Source organism: Paraburkholderia phytofirmans (assembly GCF_046028095.1).
Taxonomy (GTDB): domain Bacteria; phylum Pseudomonadota; class Gammaproteobacteria; order Burkholderiales; family Burkholderiaceae; genus Paraburkholderia; species Paraburkholderia phytofirmans_A.
The window spans coordinates 331,873-348,212 of record NZ_JAQQDJ010000004.1; the positions used below are offsets into that span (position 1 = coordinate 331,873).

Annotated in this window: 16 protein-coding genes and 1 pseudogene; 13 read left to right on the forward strand and 4 right to left on the reverse strand. The window is 63.3% G+C overall.

All coding sequences use genetic code 11. From position 1 onward, the window contains the following. The first annotated feature begins 26 nt into the window (after positions 1-26). From PQR54_RS14115 to PQR54_RS14135, 5 genes are all read left to right on the forward strand, one after another. The gene (locus PQR54_RS14115; protein ID WP_106279046.1) at positions 27-710 is read left to right on the forward strand and encodes a Fe2+-dependent dioxygenase; all 684 of its coding nucleotides are present in this window, start codon (positions 27-29) and stop codon (positions 708-710) included. Positions 711-724: 14 nt separating this feature from the next. Further along, positions 725-1,429 carry a PepSY-associated TM helix domain-containing protein gene (locus PQR54_RS14120; RefSeq protein WP_408247160.1) on the forward strand — a complete coding sequence of 235 codons (705 nt, stop codon included), beginning with the start codon at positions 725-727 and terminating at the stop codon, positions 1,427-1,429. A gap of 328 nt (positions 1,430-1,757) precedes the next feature. Then, the gene (locus PQR54_RS14125) at positions 1,758-6,698 is read left to right on the forward strand and encodes a response regulator (RefSeq protein ID WP_408246586.1); all 4,941 of its coding nucleotides are present in this window, start codon (positions 1,758-1,760) and stop codon (positions 6,696-6,698) included. A 111-nt stretch (positions 6,699-6,809) separates the two neighbouring features. Beyond that, a complete protein-coding gene (locus PQR54_RS14130) occupies positions 6,810-7,499 on the forward strand; it encodes a nitroreductase (protein ID WP_408246588.1) in 690 nt (229 codons plus the stop codon). A gap of 49 nt (positions 7,500-7,548) precedes the next feature. Beyond that, positions 7,549-7,860 carry a high-potential iron-sulfur protein gene (locus tag PQR54_RS14135; protein ID WP_408246590.1) on the forward strand — a complete coding sequence of 104 codons (312 nt, stop codon included), beginning with the start codon at positions 7,549-7,551 and terminating at the stop codon, positions 7,858-7,860. Between the two features lie 52 nt (positions 7,861-7,912). Here PQR54_RS14135 and PQR54_RS14140 read toward each other — a convergent pair whose 3' ends face one another. After that, positions 7,913-8,263, reverse strand: coding sequence for a DOPA 4,5-dioxygenase family protein (locus tag PQR54_RS14140; protein ID WP_408246592.1), 351 nt, complete (start codon positions 8,261-8,263; stop codon positions 7,913-7,915). 35 nt (positions 8,264-8,298) lie between these two features. Beyond that, positions 8,299-8,771, reverse strand: a pseudogene (locus PQR54_RS14145) (GNAT family N-acetyltransferase). A 377-nt stretch (positions 8,772-9,148) separates the two neighbouring features. Between PQR54_RS14145 and PQR54_RS14150 the strand changes: the two are divergent. The 8 genes from PQR54_RS14150 to PQR54_RS14185 all read left to right on the forward strand — a co-directional run bounded on the left by PQR54_RS14150 (position 9,149) and on the right by PQR54_RS14185 (position 14,976). Next, on the forward strand, positions 9,149-9,442 hold the full coding sequence (locus PQR54_RS14150; protein WP_408246594.1) for a hypothetical protein: 294 nt from the start codon (positions 9,149-9,151) through the stop codon (positions 9,440-9,442). Between the two features lie 134 nt (positions 9,443-9,576). Then, positions 9,577-9,849, forward strand: coding sequence for a DUF1488 family protein (locus tag PQR54_RS14155; protein ID WP_012428894.1), 273 nt, complete (start codon positions 9,577-9,579; stop codon positions 9,847-9,849). A 1,064-nt stretch (positions 9,850-10,913) separates the two neighbouring features. Beyond that, on the forward strand, positions 10,914-11,387 hold the full coding sequence (locus PQR54_RS14160; protein ID WP_408246596.1) for a hypothetical protein: 474 nt from the start codon (positions 10,914-10,916) through the stop codon (positions 11,385-11,387). Between the two features lie 352 nt (positions 11,388-11,739). Next, positions 11,740-12,093 (forward strand): YciI family protein, encoded by a 354-nt coding sequence (locus PQR54_RS14165; RefSeq protein WP_408246598.1) that lies wholly within the window; start codon positions 11,740-11,742, stop codon positions 12,091-12,093. A 148-nt stretch (positions 12,094-12,241) separates the two neighbouring features. Beyond that, positions 12,242-12,655, forward strand: a complete 414-nt coding sequence (locus PQR54_RS14170) for a YciI family protein (protein ID WP_408246600.1) — start codon at positions 12,242-12,244, stop codon at positions 12,653-12,655. Positions 12,656-12,705: 50 nt separating this feature from the next. Beyond that, positions 12,706-13,233: an SRPBCC family protein gene (locus PQR54_RS14175; protein ID WP_408246602.1), complete on the forward strand. Its 528-nt coding sequence runs from the start codon at positions 12,706-12,708 to the stop codon at positions 13,231-13,233. 56 nt (positions 13,234-13,289) lie between these two features. Continuing rightward, positions 13,290-13,697, forward strand: a complete 408-nt coding sequence (locus PQR54_RS14180; RefSeq protein ID WP_408246604.1) for a VOC family protein — start codon at positions 13,290-13,292, stop codon at positions 13,695-13,697. Between the two features lie 4 nt (positions 13,698-13,701). Further along, positions 13,702-14,976, forward strand: a complete 1,275-nt coding sequence (locus PQR54_RS14185) for an RNA polymerase sigma factor (RefSeq protein WP_408246606.1) — start codon at positions 13,702-13,704, stop codon at positions 14,974-14,976. 26 nt (positions 14,977-15,002) lie between these two features. On the opposite strand, the gene PQR54_RS14190 is transcribed toward PQR54_RS14185, so the two are convergent. After that, positions 15,003-15,635 (reverse strand): LysE family translocator, encoded by a 633-nt coding sequence (locus tag PQR54_RS14190; protein WP_408246608.1) that lies wholly within the window; start codon positions 15,633-15,635, stop codon positions 15,003-15,005. 42 nt (positions 15,636-15,677) lie between these two features. After that, positions 15,678-16,256: a DUF4337 domain-containing protein gene (locus PQR54_RS14195; RefSeq protein WP_408246610.1), complete on the reverse strand. Its 579-nt coding sequence runs from the start codon at positions 16,254-16,256 to the stop codon at positions 15,678-15,680. Positions 16,257-16,340: the final 84 nt, after the last annotated feature.

Sequence of the window (16,340 nt, forward strand, 5' to 3'; positions counted from 1 at the left end):
GCAAGCCGACGCAAAAAGGAAACACCATGTTGTTGCACATACCGAACGTACTGAACGCCGAGCAGTTGCGGCTCGTGCGCGAGCGGCTCGACCAGGCCGGCGACGCCTGGGTCGACGGCCGCGCGACCGCCGGCTATCAGGGCGCGCCGGTCAAGCGTAATCAGCAGATCGCCGAGCACACGCCGGTTGCGCGTGAACTCGGCGACGTGATTCTCGCGTCGATCGAACGCAACCCGCTGTTCATCAGCGCGGTGTTGCCGAACCAGGTGTATCCGCCGCTCTTCAATCGGTACGAAGGCGGCATGCAGTTCGGCAGTCACGTCGATGGAGCGGTGCGTGTACTGCCCAACGGCGTGAAGCTGCGCACGGACGTCTCGGTGACGCTGTTCATTTCCGACCCGGCCGACTACGACGGCGGCGAACTCGTGATCGAAGACACGTACGGCGTGCAGCAGGTCAAACTGCCGGCCGGCGACATGATCGTCTATCCCGCGACGAGTTTGCATCAGGTGACGCCGGTCACGCGCGGCGCGCGGATCGCGAGTTTCTTCTGGGTGCAAAGCCTCGTGCGCAGCGATACGCAGCGCGCGATGCTGTTCGACATGGACACGGCGATTCAACGGCTGAACGCCAGTAACGCCGACGATACTGCGCGCCGCAGCCTCGTCGGCATCTATCACAATCTTTTGCGAACCTGGAGTGAAACGTGAGCGTACCCGAGGCAATGGATATTCAAGCGCCCGCGGGCATCGACCGGACGACGCGCGAGCCGCAGCGGCTCGACAACGACGAATTGAAAGCGCGGCAACAGCGTTCGCGCCGCGCCACCTTCGTCAAATGGCTGCGCAAGGTGCATGGCTGGGTCGGCTTGTGGGGCGCGGCGCTGGGTTTGCTGTTCGGCACCACGGGGTTCCTGCTGAACCATCGCGGCGGACCGCTCAAAGTGTCGACCGGCGAGCCGCAAGTGGCGATGCTGCAGGTTCCGTTGCCGCAACCCGCGCCGGAAACGCCGCGTGAGTTGGGCAAGTGGCTCAAGCACGAACTGAAACTGGCGGGTAACCCGGGGCGCGTGCAGAAAGAGCCGGCGCATCCGGTGGCATGGGGCGAGCGTAGCGTCGTCCAGCCGGAGCACTGGCAGCTCAACTTCGCGTCGCCGCAAGAGAACACGTCCGCCGAGTACTGGGTGGGCAACGGCTATGTGACGGTCAAGCGCAGCGAGAACACATTTCTCGCCATGCTGACGAACCTGCACAAGGGCGTGGGCCTGAGCGTCGGCTGGGTGCTGCTGATCGATACGCTCGCAGGCAGCATCATTTTGCTGTCGCTCACCGGCGTTCTGCTCTGGACGGAGTTGAACAAACGCAAGACCATCGGCGCGGTGTTGGTGCTGGGCTCGATCGCCGCCGCGGTGTGTTTGGGCCTGCTGTAAAGACATTGCAAGCCGGCAGTGATCGGAGAAACCCGGTCGCACGCCGAAGGCGTGGCGATCGGGAAAATTGCCTCTCCGCACGCATTGCGTCATGGTATGTTTTACCTGCATCTCGGTTTCATTTCGCGGCGTCCCTCCGACGCGGCCCAATCCTCCGCATAACGCTCAGTCCCACGCCGCGAAAAGCCCGCTGCTTGGGGTTTCGGCGCGTCGTCTCACCTTCCTCCGGCACACCGCTACGTGCGAGAATCGCGCTACATTAATTGCGGGTGATCGTTAGCCATCCGTCGTATCAGGCACCGCTTTTGCAATAGCGGTCCGCACGAATATGACCCGCCGCGTCGAGGAGATCGCGTTGAAACAGCCGGACCGCTTCATGTCGGATGCATCGCCCGCCGGCTCGGCCGCCCCGTCCTTCCTTGCCGGCGGCGGCGAACTGGGCGCACTGATCCGCGCCTACGACTGGACGCAAACAGCGCTCGGCGCGCCCGACACCTGGCCACAAGGCCTGAAGATCGCGATCCGCATCATGCTCACGTCGCGTCAGCCGCTCTGGATCGGCTGGGGCGACGAGCTGCTCTATTTTTACAACGACCCGTATAAATCGATCATCGGCGGCAAGCATCCGGTCGCGCTTGGTCAACCGACCCGCGTCGTGTGGCGAGAAATCTGGACTGACATCGAACCGCTTCTGGATACAGCGCTCGCGGGCGCCGAGGGCATCTTCGTCGAACAGAAGCTGCTCATCATGGAGCGCAACGGCTTTCCGGAGGAGACGTATTACACCTTCTCGTACAGCCCCATTCCCGGCGACGACGGCGAACCGGGCGGGATCATCTGCGCCAACAGCGACGACACGGCGCAGGTGGTCGGCGAACGGCAACTGGCGCTGTTGAAGGAACTGGCGGCGGTGAGTCCGAACGGCCGCGACTGGCGCGAGGCGTGCGAACTCAGCGCGCGCGCGTTGCAGTCGAATCCGCAAGACCTGCCCTTCGCCATGCTGTACGCAGCCGAACCCGGCAGCGACACGGTCACGCTGGTCGGCGCGTGCGGCATCGAGCCGGGCCATCCGGCGGCGCCGCAGACGATGCGCGTCGGCGAATCGCTCTGGCCGATCGCCGACGTCCTCGAGATCCAGGCGCCGCAGATGGTGCGCGACTTGACGCAGCGGTTCGGCACCGCACTGCCGAGCGGGCCGTGGCATCTCGCGCCGGAGCAGGCGGTCACCCTGCCGGTGTCGGCCGGCAGCGAGTCGACGCAAACAGTGCTGCTGATCGCCGGCCTGAATCCTTGCCGCCTTGTCGACGATGCCTACCGCAGCTTCCTGAACCTTGCCGCCGGCCAGATCGGCGCGGCGATCGGCTACGCGCAGGCGTATGAAGAGGAGCGGCGGCGCGCGGAAGCGCTGGCCGAAATCGATCGGGCGAAGACCACCTTCTTCTCCAACATCAGCCACGAATTCCGTACGCCGTTGACGCTGATGCTCGGCCCGCTCGAAGAACTGCTCGCCAGGCCGAAGCCTCCCGCGAGTGGCGACAACGCGCAGACGCGCAGCGATATCGACGACCGCGCGCTGATCGAGATCACGCATCGCAACGGTTTGCGCCTGCTGAAACTCGTCAACGCGTTGCTGGATTTCTCGCGGATCGAGGCGGGGCGCATCGAGATCCACACGCAGCCCACCGACATTGCGTCCTTCACGGCCGAACTCGCGTCGCTGTTCCAGTCCGCGATCGAGGCGGCCGGCCTGCGCCTCGACGTGGAGATTCCGGCTACGCCCGTGGTGGTGCAGCTCGACCGCGAGATGTGGGAAAAGGTCGTGATGAACCTGCTGTCGAACGCGTACAAGTTCACGTTCTTCGGCACGATCCGGGTCGCGGTTCGCGCGGTCACAGGCGGTGGCGTCGAGGTCAGCGTGACGGACAGCGGTATCGGCGTCGCGGAAGAAGAAGTGCCGCGTCTGTTCGAGCGCTTTCATCGCGTGGCGGGCGCACCGGGCCGCTCGGTCGAAGGCAGCGGCATCGGGCTCGCGATGGTGCAGGAGCTGGTGAAGCTGCACGGCGGCACCGTGCGGGTCGACAGTGTGCTCGGCGAAGGCGCGTGCTTTACCGTTTCGCTGCCGCGCGGCGCCGTGCTGTCCCAGCGCGAGGACACAGGCGTGCATGCCACCATGAGCAAGCACGCACGCAGCTATGTCGATGCCGCGTTGCGCTGGAGTCCGGAGAACGAGATCGTGGACAGCGCGCCGATCGAAACGGCGCCGGCCGGCGAGACGTCGCCCGAGGCTGCGCCGGCCGCCGCGCGGCTGCTGGTCGTCGACGACAATGCGGACTTGCGTGAGTACATGAGCCGCATACTGCGGGCGGCGGGCCACGACGTGCGGCTCGCGAGCGACGGCCAGGCGGCGCTCGAAGCCGCGCGCGCGGAACCGCCCGATCTGGTGCTTTCCGACGTGATGATGCCGCGCCTCGACGGCTTCGGCCTGTTGCGCGCGCTGCGAACCGATCCGGATTTGCGCGACACGCCGGTGCTGATGCTGTCGGCCCGCGCGGGAGAAGAAGCGCGCGTCGACGGTATCGAGCATGGCGCCGACGACTATCTGACCAAGCCTTTCTCCGCGCGCGAACTGCTGGCCCGCGTGTCGGGCAACCTGCAACTCGCGCGCTTGCGTCGCGAGACCGAGATGAAGCTGCGCGAGGAATCGCGCACGCTGGAGATTCTCAATCGCGTCGGCTCGACGGTGGCGGCCGAACTCGATCTGAACCGCGCGGTTCAGATCGTGACCGACGCGGCTACCGAACTGACCGGCGCCGCGTTCGGCTCGTTTTTCTACAACGTGCTCGACCAGAAGGGCGGCAGCTACATGCTGTACACGCTGTCCGGCGTGCCGAAGGAAGCGTTCGAGCGGTTTCCCATGCCGCGCAACACGGCGGTGTTCGCGCCCACCTTCCAGGGCGAAGGCATCGTGCGCGTCGACGACATCACGCAGGATCCGCGCTATGGCCACAACGCGCCGCATCGCGGCATGCCGGAAGGTCATCTGAAGGTGCGCAGCTATCTGGCCGCGCCGGTGCAGTCGCGCAGCGGCGAAGTGGTCGGCGGCCTGTTCTTCGGCCACCCGGAGCCCGGCGTGTTCACCGAACGCGCCGAGCGGATCGTGGCCGGCATCGCGGCGCAGGCGGCGATTGCCATCGACAACGCACGCCTGTATCAGGCGGCGCAAAGCGAAATCGCCGAGCGCACCAAGGCGCAAAGCGCGTTGCGCGATCTGAACGAAACGCTGGAGCGCCGCGTGATCGAAACGGTGGCCGACCGCGATCGTTTGTGGGAGTTGAGCGAGGATCTGCTGGTGGTGGCCGATATCGAAGGTCGCTTGCAGCGTGTGAGTCCGTCGTGGAGCACGGCGCTCGGTCACAACGTGCATTGGCTGATGTCGCGTTCCTATGTCGATCTGGTTCATCCCGACGATGTAGAGACGGTCCGCACGCACCTGGCCGAACTGCGCAGAACGGGCGTGCCGGTGCGATACGAAAACCGCTTCAGGCGGATCGACGGCACGTGGCGCTGGGTCGCGTGGACGCTCGCCCTCGATCCCGACACGGCGCGCATTCACGGCGTGGGCCGCGACGTCACCGCTGATAAGGAAACCACCGAAGCGCTGCGGCACGCCGAAGAAGCGCTGCGCATGGCGCAGAAGATGGAAGCGATCGGCAAGCTCACGGGCGGCGTCGCGCACGACTTCAACAATCTGCTCCAAGTGATCGGCGGCAATCTGCAACTGCTGGCGAAAGACGTCGCCGGTTCGGAGAAGCCCGAGCAGCGCGTGCGCAATGCACTCGCGGGCGTCGCGCGCGGCGCGAACCTCGCGTCGCAACTGCTCGCGTTCGGGCGGCGTCAGCCGCTCGCGCCGAAGGTCGTCAACCTCGGCCGCTTCGTGCGCGGTCTCGACGACATGCTGAGACGCGCGCTCGGCGACGGCGTCGAAATCGAAACGATCGTGTCGGGCGGCTTGTGGAATACGCTGGTCGATCCGTTCCAGGTCGAGAACGCACTGCTGAATCTGGCGATCAACGCGCGCGACGCCATGAACGGCCACGGCAAGCTCACGATCGAAGCCGGTAATGCCGCGCTCGATGACGCCTACGCCAAACGCAACGCGGAGGTCACACCGGGCCAGTACGTGATGCTGGCGGTCACCGACACGGGCGCCGGCATGTCGCCGGAAGTGCGCGAGCGCGTGTTCGAACCGTTCTTCACGACCAAACCCGAAGGCCAGGGCACGGGCCTCGGCTTGAGCATGGTGTATGGCTTCGTCAAGCAATCCGGCGGCCATGTGAAGATCTACAGCGAAGAAGGTCACGGCACGACAATCCGCATCTATCTGCCGCGGGTGCGCCAGGAAGAAGACCTCGAAACGAATATCGAAGCCGGTCCCGCCAAGGGCGGCACGGAAACGATTCTCGCGGTCGAAGACGACGAAGAAGTGCGCACGACCGTGGTCGAAATGCTCTCTGACCTCGGCTACCGCGTGCTGAAAGCGAAAGACGCGCAAAGCGCACTGGCGATCGTCGAAAGCGGCGTGCCGATCGACATGCTGTTTACCGATGTGGTGATGCCCGGCCCGTTGCGCAGCACCGAACTCGCCCGCAAGGCGCGCGAGCGGTTGCCGGCGATCGCGGTGCTGTTTACGTCGGGCTACACGGATAACGCGATCGTGCATTCGGGGCGGCTCGATGAAGGCATCGAATTGCTCAGCAAGCCGTACACGCACGAAGCGTTGGCGCGCAAAGTGCGCTACGTGCTGCAGGCGCAGAATCCGCAGGCGGCCGAAATCGCCGAGGCCGAGCAGCATCTTCTCGAGATCGATCCACCCATGATGCCGGATGGCGCGGATAGTTTCGTCACTCAGACGCGGCCGCGGATTCTGCTGGTGGAAGACGACGAACTGATTCGTGTGAGCACCGCCGAATTGCTGCGCACGTTTGACTTCGACATTCTGGAAGCCGAAGGCGAGCATGACGCCAAGCAGATTCTCAGCGAACACGCGATCAGCGTGATGCTGACCGACGTGGGGCTGGCGGGCAAGTCGGGCATCGATCTGGCGCTCGAAGTATGTCGCGAGCGGCCTGATCTGCGCGTGATCTTTCTGACTGGCTACGACCTCGTGCTGACGCCGGCGCAGCGCGCGGTCTTGCCGCACGCGATGCTGCTGCGCAAGCCGTACGATCCGCTCGATCTCATCGATGCGCTGAAAACGCCACTGCGCTAAACCGCGCTGAGCGCGGCCGGCGTTCGTTGCCGGCGCGCCAGCGGGAAAGTGCGCGCTCGCGCTAGAATTCCCGGAGACCGCCACAACTGCTGGTTCCACCGGAATTCGCCGATGACCACCCCTGTCAACGACGTCGACGCCGCACTCCTCACGCGGCGCTCGATTCGCGCCTTTCTGCCCACGCCGGTACCGCGCGCCGATATCGAAGCCATTCTCGAAGCCGCCAGCCGCGCGCCGTCGGGCACCAATACGCAGCCGTGGAAAGTCTGCGTGGTGACGGGCGAGTCGCTGGCGCGTCTCTCGCAGGCCTTGCTCGACGCTTACGACCACCCGCAACGCGACGCGCTGTACCAGGAAGAGTATCCGTACTATCCGCATCGATGGGTGTCGCCGTACATCGACCGGCGCCGCAAAATCGGCTGGGATCTGTATGGTTTGCTCGGCATCGAAAAAGGCGACAAGGCGCGCATGCATGAGCAGCATGCGCAGAACTATCGCTTTTTCGGCGCACCGGTGGGCTTGTTCTTCACCATCGACCGGGTGATGGAGCGCGGCAGCTGGCTCGACTACGGCATGTTCCTGCAGGCGATCATGACGGCTGCGCGCGGGCGGGGTCTCGATACGTGTCCGCAAGCCGCGTTCACGCCGTTTCATCGGGTGATTGCTGAGCAGCTCGGCTTGCCGCCTGAAGAGCAACTGGTGTGCGGCATGTCACTCGGTTTCGCCGACGAAAACGCTTTGGTCAACACGTTACGCACCGAGCGCGAACCGGTCGAACGGTTCACGCGATTTCTCGATTGACGGCGCCTGGTCGCGATCGAGGCAAATCCCCACTTTCCATCGGATCTATATGAAAACATCGCGTCGCCACTTTTTGCTGCTGGGCGTGAGCGCTGGCTCCGCACTCATACTTACGCGTGCTGCCTTCGCCGACACGGCAAATACACTCAGCGAATCCGATCCGAAGGCGCAGGCCGTCGGCTATAAAGAGGACGCGTCCAAGGTCGATAAAGCGAAGTTTCCGGGCTACGCCGCCGGACAAAGCTGTGCCAACTGCTCGCTGTTTCAGGGCAAAGCCAACGACGTATACGGCGGATGCACGCTGTTCGGCGACAAGCAAGTCGCGGCGCGCGGCTGGTGCAGTTCGTACTCGAATATGTGAACCGCAAGAGGCGGCGCGTGATCCGGTTCGTCGCGCGCCGCATTTACAGCAGTCAATTCAACGCGCTCAGCACCAGTTTGTGCGAACGGCCGATCCATACGGCTGCGTCGCGATGGTCGCGTAACGCATCGCCTGTGTTGGGGTGCAGGAAGACATCCAGCGCGCCGTGATTCAGCGTGAGCCAGCCCACCACGTCGGCGAACTGCGCCTGTGTGAACGCAAGCTGATACGACCACATGGGATGCGGTCCGACCGGACGCTCGTGAAAGCGGCCCAGTTGCAGCGCGTCGCCCCAGTGTGCGTCGATCTGCTCGCGGAAAGTCCATGCGGCGTCGCGGCTGCCCGCATCGAAATACACGTGGGCGTGCCAGCTTGTGATGGCGGAGGTGTCGCGAAAGGTCATATCAAGTCCGTTGCGTATCTGTCTTTATCCGACATTCATTCTGCTTCAATTTCCGCCGACGCGCGCGGCGCGCGCCTCATGTGAAACTGTCTCTCATCTTCGCCGACGATCTCGAAGCCGAAGCGCTCGTACAGGCGCTGCGCGGGATTGCCTTTGAGCACCTTGAGGGTGACCGGCAATGCGTCGGCCTGCGCGGCGCGCAACACCGTGTGCAGCGCGCGTTCGCCGATGCCGCGCCCTTGCAGCGCCGGCGCGATCTGCAATTGCACGACGACCCACTCGGCGCCGGTGCGATGCGCTTTGAGCAAACCGGCGGGCGCGCCGTCGATGCAAATCACGCGGGCTGTGTCATAACGATGCAGCAGACGCGCGCGATGCTCGGTATCGTCCGACGGTTCCCGACGCGCGCCAGGTGCTCCGTCATGGTCGCCTTGCGCAGCTCGAGTAGAAAGGCCTCGTCCGTGTCCAATGCCGGGCGCAGGGTGAAGACAGGTTCTTGAACGGACATGTTGGTAACGTTTCCGGCGTGACGGCGGCCAGTAAGAATGGTCGTGAATTGTCGCGCCAGCAGCGCTTTTTTACCACGCGGTTATGTTTGTGCCTCTCCAGTTTGCTTGTCGCCGGTCGCGCGGATGCCGTCGGCATAGGGTCCGTGCTGCAACTGACTCATGCGTTGCCGCGCGCGTTGCTTCAGGCGCGGTCGGCGTTTGCGGCGTGCTGGCGGCCTGGTGCCGGCTATTCGTGTTGTGCTCGCCGCTATTCGCACGACACGTTTTGCGTTCATTGGCATGCGCTTTGCTTTTGCCTCACTCGCGATTTGCTGGCGCGTGCGGGTTCGAACGTCGAACCGCCGAGGAACGACGCCAACCTGGCATAACAACGAAAATGCTGAATACGAAACCACTCACGGTCACGCACGGGGTCGACGGCGACGCGATCACGCTCGTCTTTTATCCCGACACCGGTTGCCTGCGCTTTGCCGATGCGCGCGGCATGTGCCACGAGCTTCGGCCGCCGCATTCCTGGTTCGCGCTGTCGTCCGCGTCGCGAGGCGTGCGGCGCGGCACGCAAGCCATGACGGAAGGGTTGAATGCGCTGCTGCACGAGTTCCGCGCGAAGCATGGGCGCTGGTCCAGCGCCCATGCTTCGGCTGCTCGACAGTGGTCCAGCGCACAGTGAGCCTGGCCGTGGCGCGATAGCGTGCATTGATCAGTCGAAAGAACTCGACGCGTGTTTCGCATCTGTATTCAGTTTTTTTCGGTGTCGTTCGTTCAACACGGCGAGCGGTTTAACGAACTTTGCGAGGTGGGGCCATGGAGATTATCGAGTTTGAACCAAGCGTCTCGGCAGACGGACGCACGGTGATTTTCCAGCTTTCGACGCGGGGCCGGGACCTCGAGTGCGCCGTCACGCGTGAGGCCCTGGAACAGCACTTCTGGTTGCAACGCGGCGCCGGCGAGGAACGTGTACTGAAGACCTTCGCTGACGGCCGCAAACGCATCACCGCTGTAGCGGAGAGAAAACTGCTGGCGCGTCCGGGCGAAAAAGTGCTGCTGACGATCAGCGATTTCGCCGCGCGCGGTTGACGAGATCACGCTGCGCGTCTTGCAAGCTCACATGCTCAAAGATCAGCGAGCGACGGTGACGGTGCCGTCGCTCGCGTCGTTGCCATTCCGATCCGCGCATTTCTCCGCTATGCGGCCGAGGTCGTCGACGACGAACTGGCCTGCTCGATAACCGCATGTTTTTGCCGTGGCGGCGTGCGCTGCGCGCCGCTCACCTCTGACGAAACCGGCCTGTTACACCGATTCGCCAAACTAGCCTGCCAAATCCCTTCGCTTCGCCCAATTGCATTCACACGTGCCGCAATACACTGTTTTCCATGGAGCGACAAATCACCGAGCCCCATCGACGCGGTCTTCCCCCGCGTTGTTTTGAACCGTACCGTTGATGGCAGTTTGCCGCGCTTGTTGTCGAACGCGGCAGGGCAGTAAAGCAGTAGGTAGTAGAAGCAATGCAAACGGCGCGCGATCCATGTAATTTGCGCGTGAATCAGCAGGGGGTTGCAGTCAGGCGATGTTGAAGGCGAGGGACCCGACTGTAATTGCAGTGAGCAGTTCTGAGACGAATGGTTTTGCAACGGCAGTATCGGCAGCACCGTTTTATTTGTCGTGGTAGTTCACGCAGCACGGTTTTATTTGCAGTCGCAGTTCAAGCAACACAGCTTCAGCAGGTGTAGTTCAAGTAACAACAGCTTTGCGAGTTTGCGGTGGGTATAGGTCGGCGAGCATCCACGCGCGAGTACGACTGTTCCATCCTGTCACACCCTGTTCCCTCGCGGGAACAGGGTTTTTTTTCGTCGTGCCACGCCGCGCGACTTGTAATTGGCAAGTTCGAACCGATATCCCAACGTTGCGCTGTGGCGCTACGCTTTTGGCGGAATTGAACCACCGGCTGGTTGCGTAGTGTGAGATGCTGCGTACAAACCGGACTTGAACTCGTTTAAGTCTGTCTTAATAGTTGCTTGCCATGATGGCTGCACAGACTCACATCAGAGCCTGTCAAGCCGCCGGCGTATCGGCGGCGTTTGCCACCGGAGCAAAAGAATTCGGTGGCGAAGCCGAGAGTTAGAGAAGGAGGTTGAACCGATATGTCCAGTAAATCGCGAGTCCGCAAGCACAACCAGTCGGCCATGTCCCCGTTGTTGCGCGCGCTGACTTATAGCCGCACCGCTCATGAGCCGGTTACGTCGGCGATGCTCCTGCAGTGCTATACCGCCCTCGACGCATTCCGGCACGGCCACGGCTCGCGGAATCTGCATATGACGTTGAGCCGGCATTTGCTGGTGTCGCAGGAACTTGCGCGCCTTGGCCTCGGCGAAGAAGTTCTGTCCGACATCGAAAGCGCACATGCTGCGATGGTGCAGCTCGATCTGCGTGAACACGACGAAGGCGCGTGGGCATTGCAAGACGGCGAATACGCCCGCTTGTGCACGGCGTTGGCGATTCTCGACGGACAACTGTCCGTGGCATCGCTGAGCGAGATCGCGAGCGCGGAAGCGCGAATGATCGAAGGATTGATGAGGTCCGCGCAGGTGCAAGCGATTGCGGAAGCTACGGTCTGAGCCGACCGCACGCGTTGCTTCGTTCTCGTACACGCAAATGAAACGCCCCATGCGGGGCGTTTTTTTATTCTGTCACGTCGACGAAGCAAGGGAACGGCGCCAATCGTTGTGCGCCGTTGAAATGCTTAATGCGGCGCTATAGTGACGCCCAATAAAAAATCTCCCCACGACCCGCGGATATTACGAGTCTCCGTAAAACGCCCAATAGACCGCCGCGCCAATGCCGGATCAGGTTTGCCGGAGCCATTCATGCTTGTTAGACTGCCTCTCGCCAGCCCACCGCACACGCGTTTTTGCCTTCATACGCCTCCAGGGCGTTCACATCCGCGGCGCGATCAAAATCGGAGACGCCATGTCTTATATGCTGCTCATCGTCGAACCCCCGAATCAACGCATTGAACGCGGTGAAGCCGCGGGCCGCGAAGTCTACGATCAGATGGTCCGCTTCTCCGCCGATCTCAAAGAGCGCGGCAAACTGGTCGCGGTCGAATCGCTCACGTCCTTGAACGACGCCGTGCGCGTACAGGTGCGCGACGGTCAGCCGAAATTGCTCGACGGCCCGTTCGCCGAAGCCAAGGAAATGGTCGGCGGGTTCTTCCTCCTCAATGTCGAGACGCGTGAAGAAGCCGTGGCGATTGCCGAAGCCTGCCCGGCCGCGACGTGGTGCACGGTCGAAGTCCGCAAGCTCGGGCCTTGTTTCCTCTAGTCGATTCGCGCATGGACAGCATGTGGCCTCGGGGTTTTCCCTGGCGGATCGGCAAGTGTGTCGATCCGGCCGCGCGTTGCTCGTCGTGTGAGTAAGAAGCCAGCCACGGGCGCGGCTCTCCCTCTCACAACGATAAGGAGTCACGGCGATGCGATTCATGATCCTCGTAAAAGCGACCGCTGCCAGCGAAGCCGGCGAGATGCCGGCAGCGTCCCTGATGGCCGCGATGGGCGCGTATCACGAAGAACTGGCCAAAGCCGGCGTGCTGCTCGACGCCACCGGCCTGCAACCGAGTTCGAAAGGCTGGCGCATTCGCTACAGCGGCGGCCAGCGCTCGGTGGTCGACGGCCCGTTTCCGGAAACCAAAGAACTGATTGCCGGCTACACGCTGATCCAGGTGCGCTCGCGTGAAGAAGCCATGGAATGGGCGCGGCGCTTTCCGTCACCCTTCGGCGAACAGGCGGACGGCGAAATCGAAGTGCGTCAATTGTTCGAATTCGACGACTTCGAAGCCGGCCCGGAGTTGGACCGGTTCCGCGAACTGGAAGCCGGCAAGCGCTGAAGCGCAAACGCAAAGCGCACGCCGCTCCGGCTTTATCGAAGGGATTCATCATGCTCAAGACCATATTGATCGCCGTGGTCGCGGCCGTGGGCCTGTTGCTGGCCTACGCGGCGACCCGGCCCGACAGCTTTCGCATCGAACGCAGCGTACGCATTCAGGCGCCGCCCGAGCGGATTTACTCGCTGATCGACAATCTCCATCAATTCAACTTGTGGAATCCGTTCTTGCGCAAAGACCCTGCGACCCAAGGCACGTATAGCGGCACGCCGAGCGGCAAGGGTGCACGTTATGCGTGGCAAAGCGAAAAGGTCGGCGTGGGGCAAATGGAGATCGTCGATACGGCCGCGCCCTCGAACGTGACGCTCAACCTCGATTTTCTGAAGCCGTTCGAAGCGCACAACATGGCCGAATTCACGTTGAAGCCTGAAGCGGGCGCGACGCAAGTGACCTGGGCGATGCACGGACCGGCGCCGTACATGTCGAAGCTGATTCAGGTGTTCATCAGCATGGACAAAATGGTCGGCAAGGATTTCGAGGACGGCCTGAACAATCTGAAAACGCTCGCCGAGGCGAGCTGAACACGGCGCACAGGGCCGCGGAAGCCCGAGCCGTAAAACGACCATTGGACTCCACCATGCATAAGCAGATCTACGTCAATCTCGCAGTCGATAATCTCGAACGATCAAAAGCCTTCTTCACTGCGATCGGTTTGAGCTTCGAACCGCAATTCACGAACGAACAGGCGGCCTGTCTGATCCTCGGCGAGAACATCTACGCGATGCTGCTGGTCAAGGACCTGTTCAAGTCGTTCACCCGCAAGTCGCTGTGCGATCCGAAGGAAAGCACGGAAGCACTGGTGGGCCTGTCGTGCGAAAGCCGGGCGGAGGTGGATGCGCTGGTCGCCAAAGCGCTCGCCGCCGGCGGCACCGTGCCGCGCGCGCCGCAGGACTACGGCTTCATGTATGGGCACGGCTTCGAGGATATCGACGGCCACATCTGGGAGCTCATCTACATGGACCCGAACGGCAAGGCGGCGGGCTGAAGCTGTGACCACGGCAGCCACCCACCGTGCCATCGAGGCAGTCTGGCGGATCGAGTCCGCCAAGGTCATCGCCCACGTCGCGCGAATCGTGCGCGACGTCGGGCTCGCCGAGGAACTGGCGCAAGACGCGCTGGTGTCCGCGCTCGAACATTGGCCCGACGCGGGCGTGCCCGACAACCCGGGAGCATGGCTGATGGCGACCGCAAAGAACCGTGCGCTCGACCGCTTGCGGCAGGAAGCACTGCATGCCCGCAAGCGCCAGGAGCTGGGTCACGATCTCGACGCGATGGAGGCGCATCTCGTGCCCGATTTCGTCGATGCCCTCGATGCCGCCCGCGCCGACGACATCGGCGACGACCTGCTGCGGCTGGTGTTCACCGCGTGCCACCCGGTGTTGTCGACCGATGCGCGCGTCGCGCTCACGCTGCGCCTGCTCGGCGGCCTCACCACGGACGAGATCGCGCGCGCGTTTCTCGTGCCGGAGCCGACCGTCGCACAGCGCATCGTGCGGGCCAAGCGTACGCTGTCGGCGGCCAAGGTGCCGTTCGAGGTGCCGCAAGCGGACGCGCGCGCGCCGCGGCTCGCTTCGGTGCTGCAGGTCATCTATCTGATTTTCAACGAAGGCTATTCGGCCACCGCCGGCGACGACTGGATGCGTCCGGCGCTCTGCGAGGAAGCGCTGCGGCTCGGCCGCGTGCTGAGCGGTCTCGTGCCCGACGAAAGCGAAGTGCACGGCCTCGTCGCGCTGATGGAGATCCAGGCCTCGCGCACGCATGCGCGCACGGACGCGCAAGGCCGTCCGGTGCTGCTGCTCGATCAGGATCGCAGCCGCTGGGATCCGCTTCTGATCCGTCGTGGACTGGCTGCGCTCAACAGCGCGCATGCGCTGGGCGGCGCAAGTGGCCCGTACGCGTTGCAGGCAGCGCTCGCCGCATGTCACGCCCGTGCCCGTCGCGCGGACGATACCGACTGGGCGCAGATCGTCGCGCTGTATGACGCGCTGTCGCAGGTGGCGCCGTCGCCGGTAGTCGAGTTGAACCGCGCGGTGGCGGTCGGCATGGCGTTCGGTCCGGCGGCCGGCCTGGAGATCGTCGATGCACTGGCAAGCGATGCCGCGCTGGCGAACTATCACTGGTTGCCGAGCGTGCGCGGCGATCTGCTGGCGAAGCTCGGACGCGTGGAAGAAGCGCGCGCCGAATTCGAACGTGCTGCCGGGATGACGCGCAATGCGCGCGAGCGCGAGTTGTTGCTCGAACGTGCGCACGGTATCGCGCATTGAGCGCAGCACGTTAAACGTTGTAACCGCTAGCGGATCAACTGACGCACGCCCAACGCGACGATCAACCCGCCACATACGCGATCGATCCACGCCTTCCAGCTCCGGTACGCGATTGCAATGCGCTCATGCGACAAGGTCAGCGCGACGAATCCGTACCAGCTGCTCGCGACCATGCCAACCATGCCGAGCATCGCCACAAACGTGCCGACGCTGACATGCGTTGGCGCGGCGGAAGAGAACACGGCGGCGAAGAACGCCATCGACTTCGGATTCGCGATGTTAGTCGCGAAGCCTTGTGCGAACGCTTGCCGGAAATCGCCCGCCGCAGTATTCACGCCGGTGGTCGGCTTGCCCGCCGAAGCGTTGACGATCAGACGTCCGCCGAACCAGATCAGATAGCCGGCGCCGGCCAGCTTCACCGCCAGCGCGAGCCACGGAAAAGCCGTGAACACGATGCCGACGCCGAGAATCGCGCAGCTCGCCCAGAACAGATTGACCAGCACGATGCCGCCTACCATCGCGAGCGCTTCGACGCGCGTCGCCGATGCGGCCTTGTGCGCGACCGCAACGAAGTTCGGCCCGGGAATCACCACGCCGGCCACGTACACAGAAAAAACGCCTAGAACTGCGGATCCATCAACGACGCTGTACTCCTTCATTCGCGGCGTGCGGCGCACTATCGCCGCACGCCGTTTCGCTCATCAAGCCGAGAAAAACGCCAACGCGCCGGTGATCACGCCCGCGCCGGCCACGACGAACGAGAGATTGCGCAGCCACTTCTTGCGCGTCAGCAAAGTGATCGCGCACAGGGCGATCGCCACCTGAATCAGCGTGGTGGCCTGTGCCCAGCGATGATGGCCATGCAGCAACGCTTCGCTGCGCGCGTCGTTATCGACGACTTCCTTTTCGATCGCTTCGGCCTTCGCGCGGATCGGCTCTTTCTGCTGCTTGTATTTGTCGACGTCGGCGAGAAATTTCGTATGCGCGTCCGTGTTGCCGGCGGACAGCGCCGCGCCGAGTTCGGCGAGGTTCTGCTTTTCGCCCTTCGCCTGGTAGTAGTTCCACTGGTTCGACGCTTCGGTCTTCTTGATCGCGGCTTCGTTCTTGTAGTACAGCGCGAGATTTTCGCTGTTGCCGCTCTGGTACGCGCACAGCGCGCCGATTGTCGCGAGAATGGCCGTGATCACAGCCATGCGGCTCGAAAACGGATCCGCGTCGTGATGACCGGCATGTTCCACGGCATGGTCGTGCGGACCATGTACTTCATATTCTTCAGGCATCTGATTCTCCGAGGCAAAACTTTTCTTGTCGTCTGCGGGCGACGCACGAGCCCGTCGGGCTCAATCTTAGCGTGTGACGCAGGG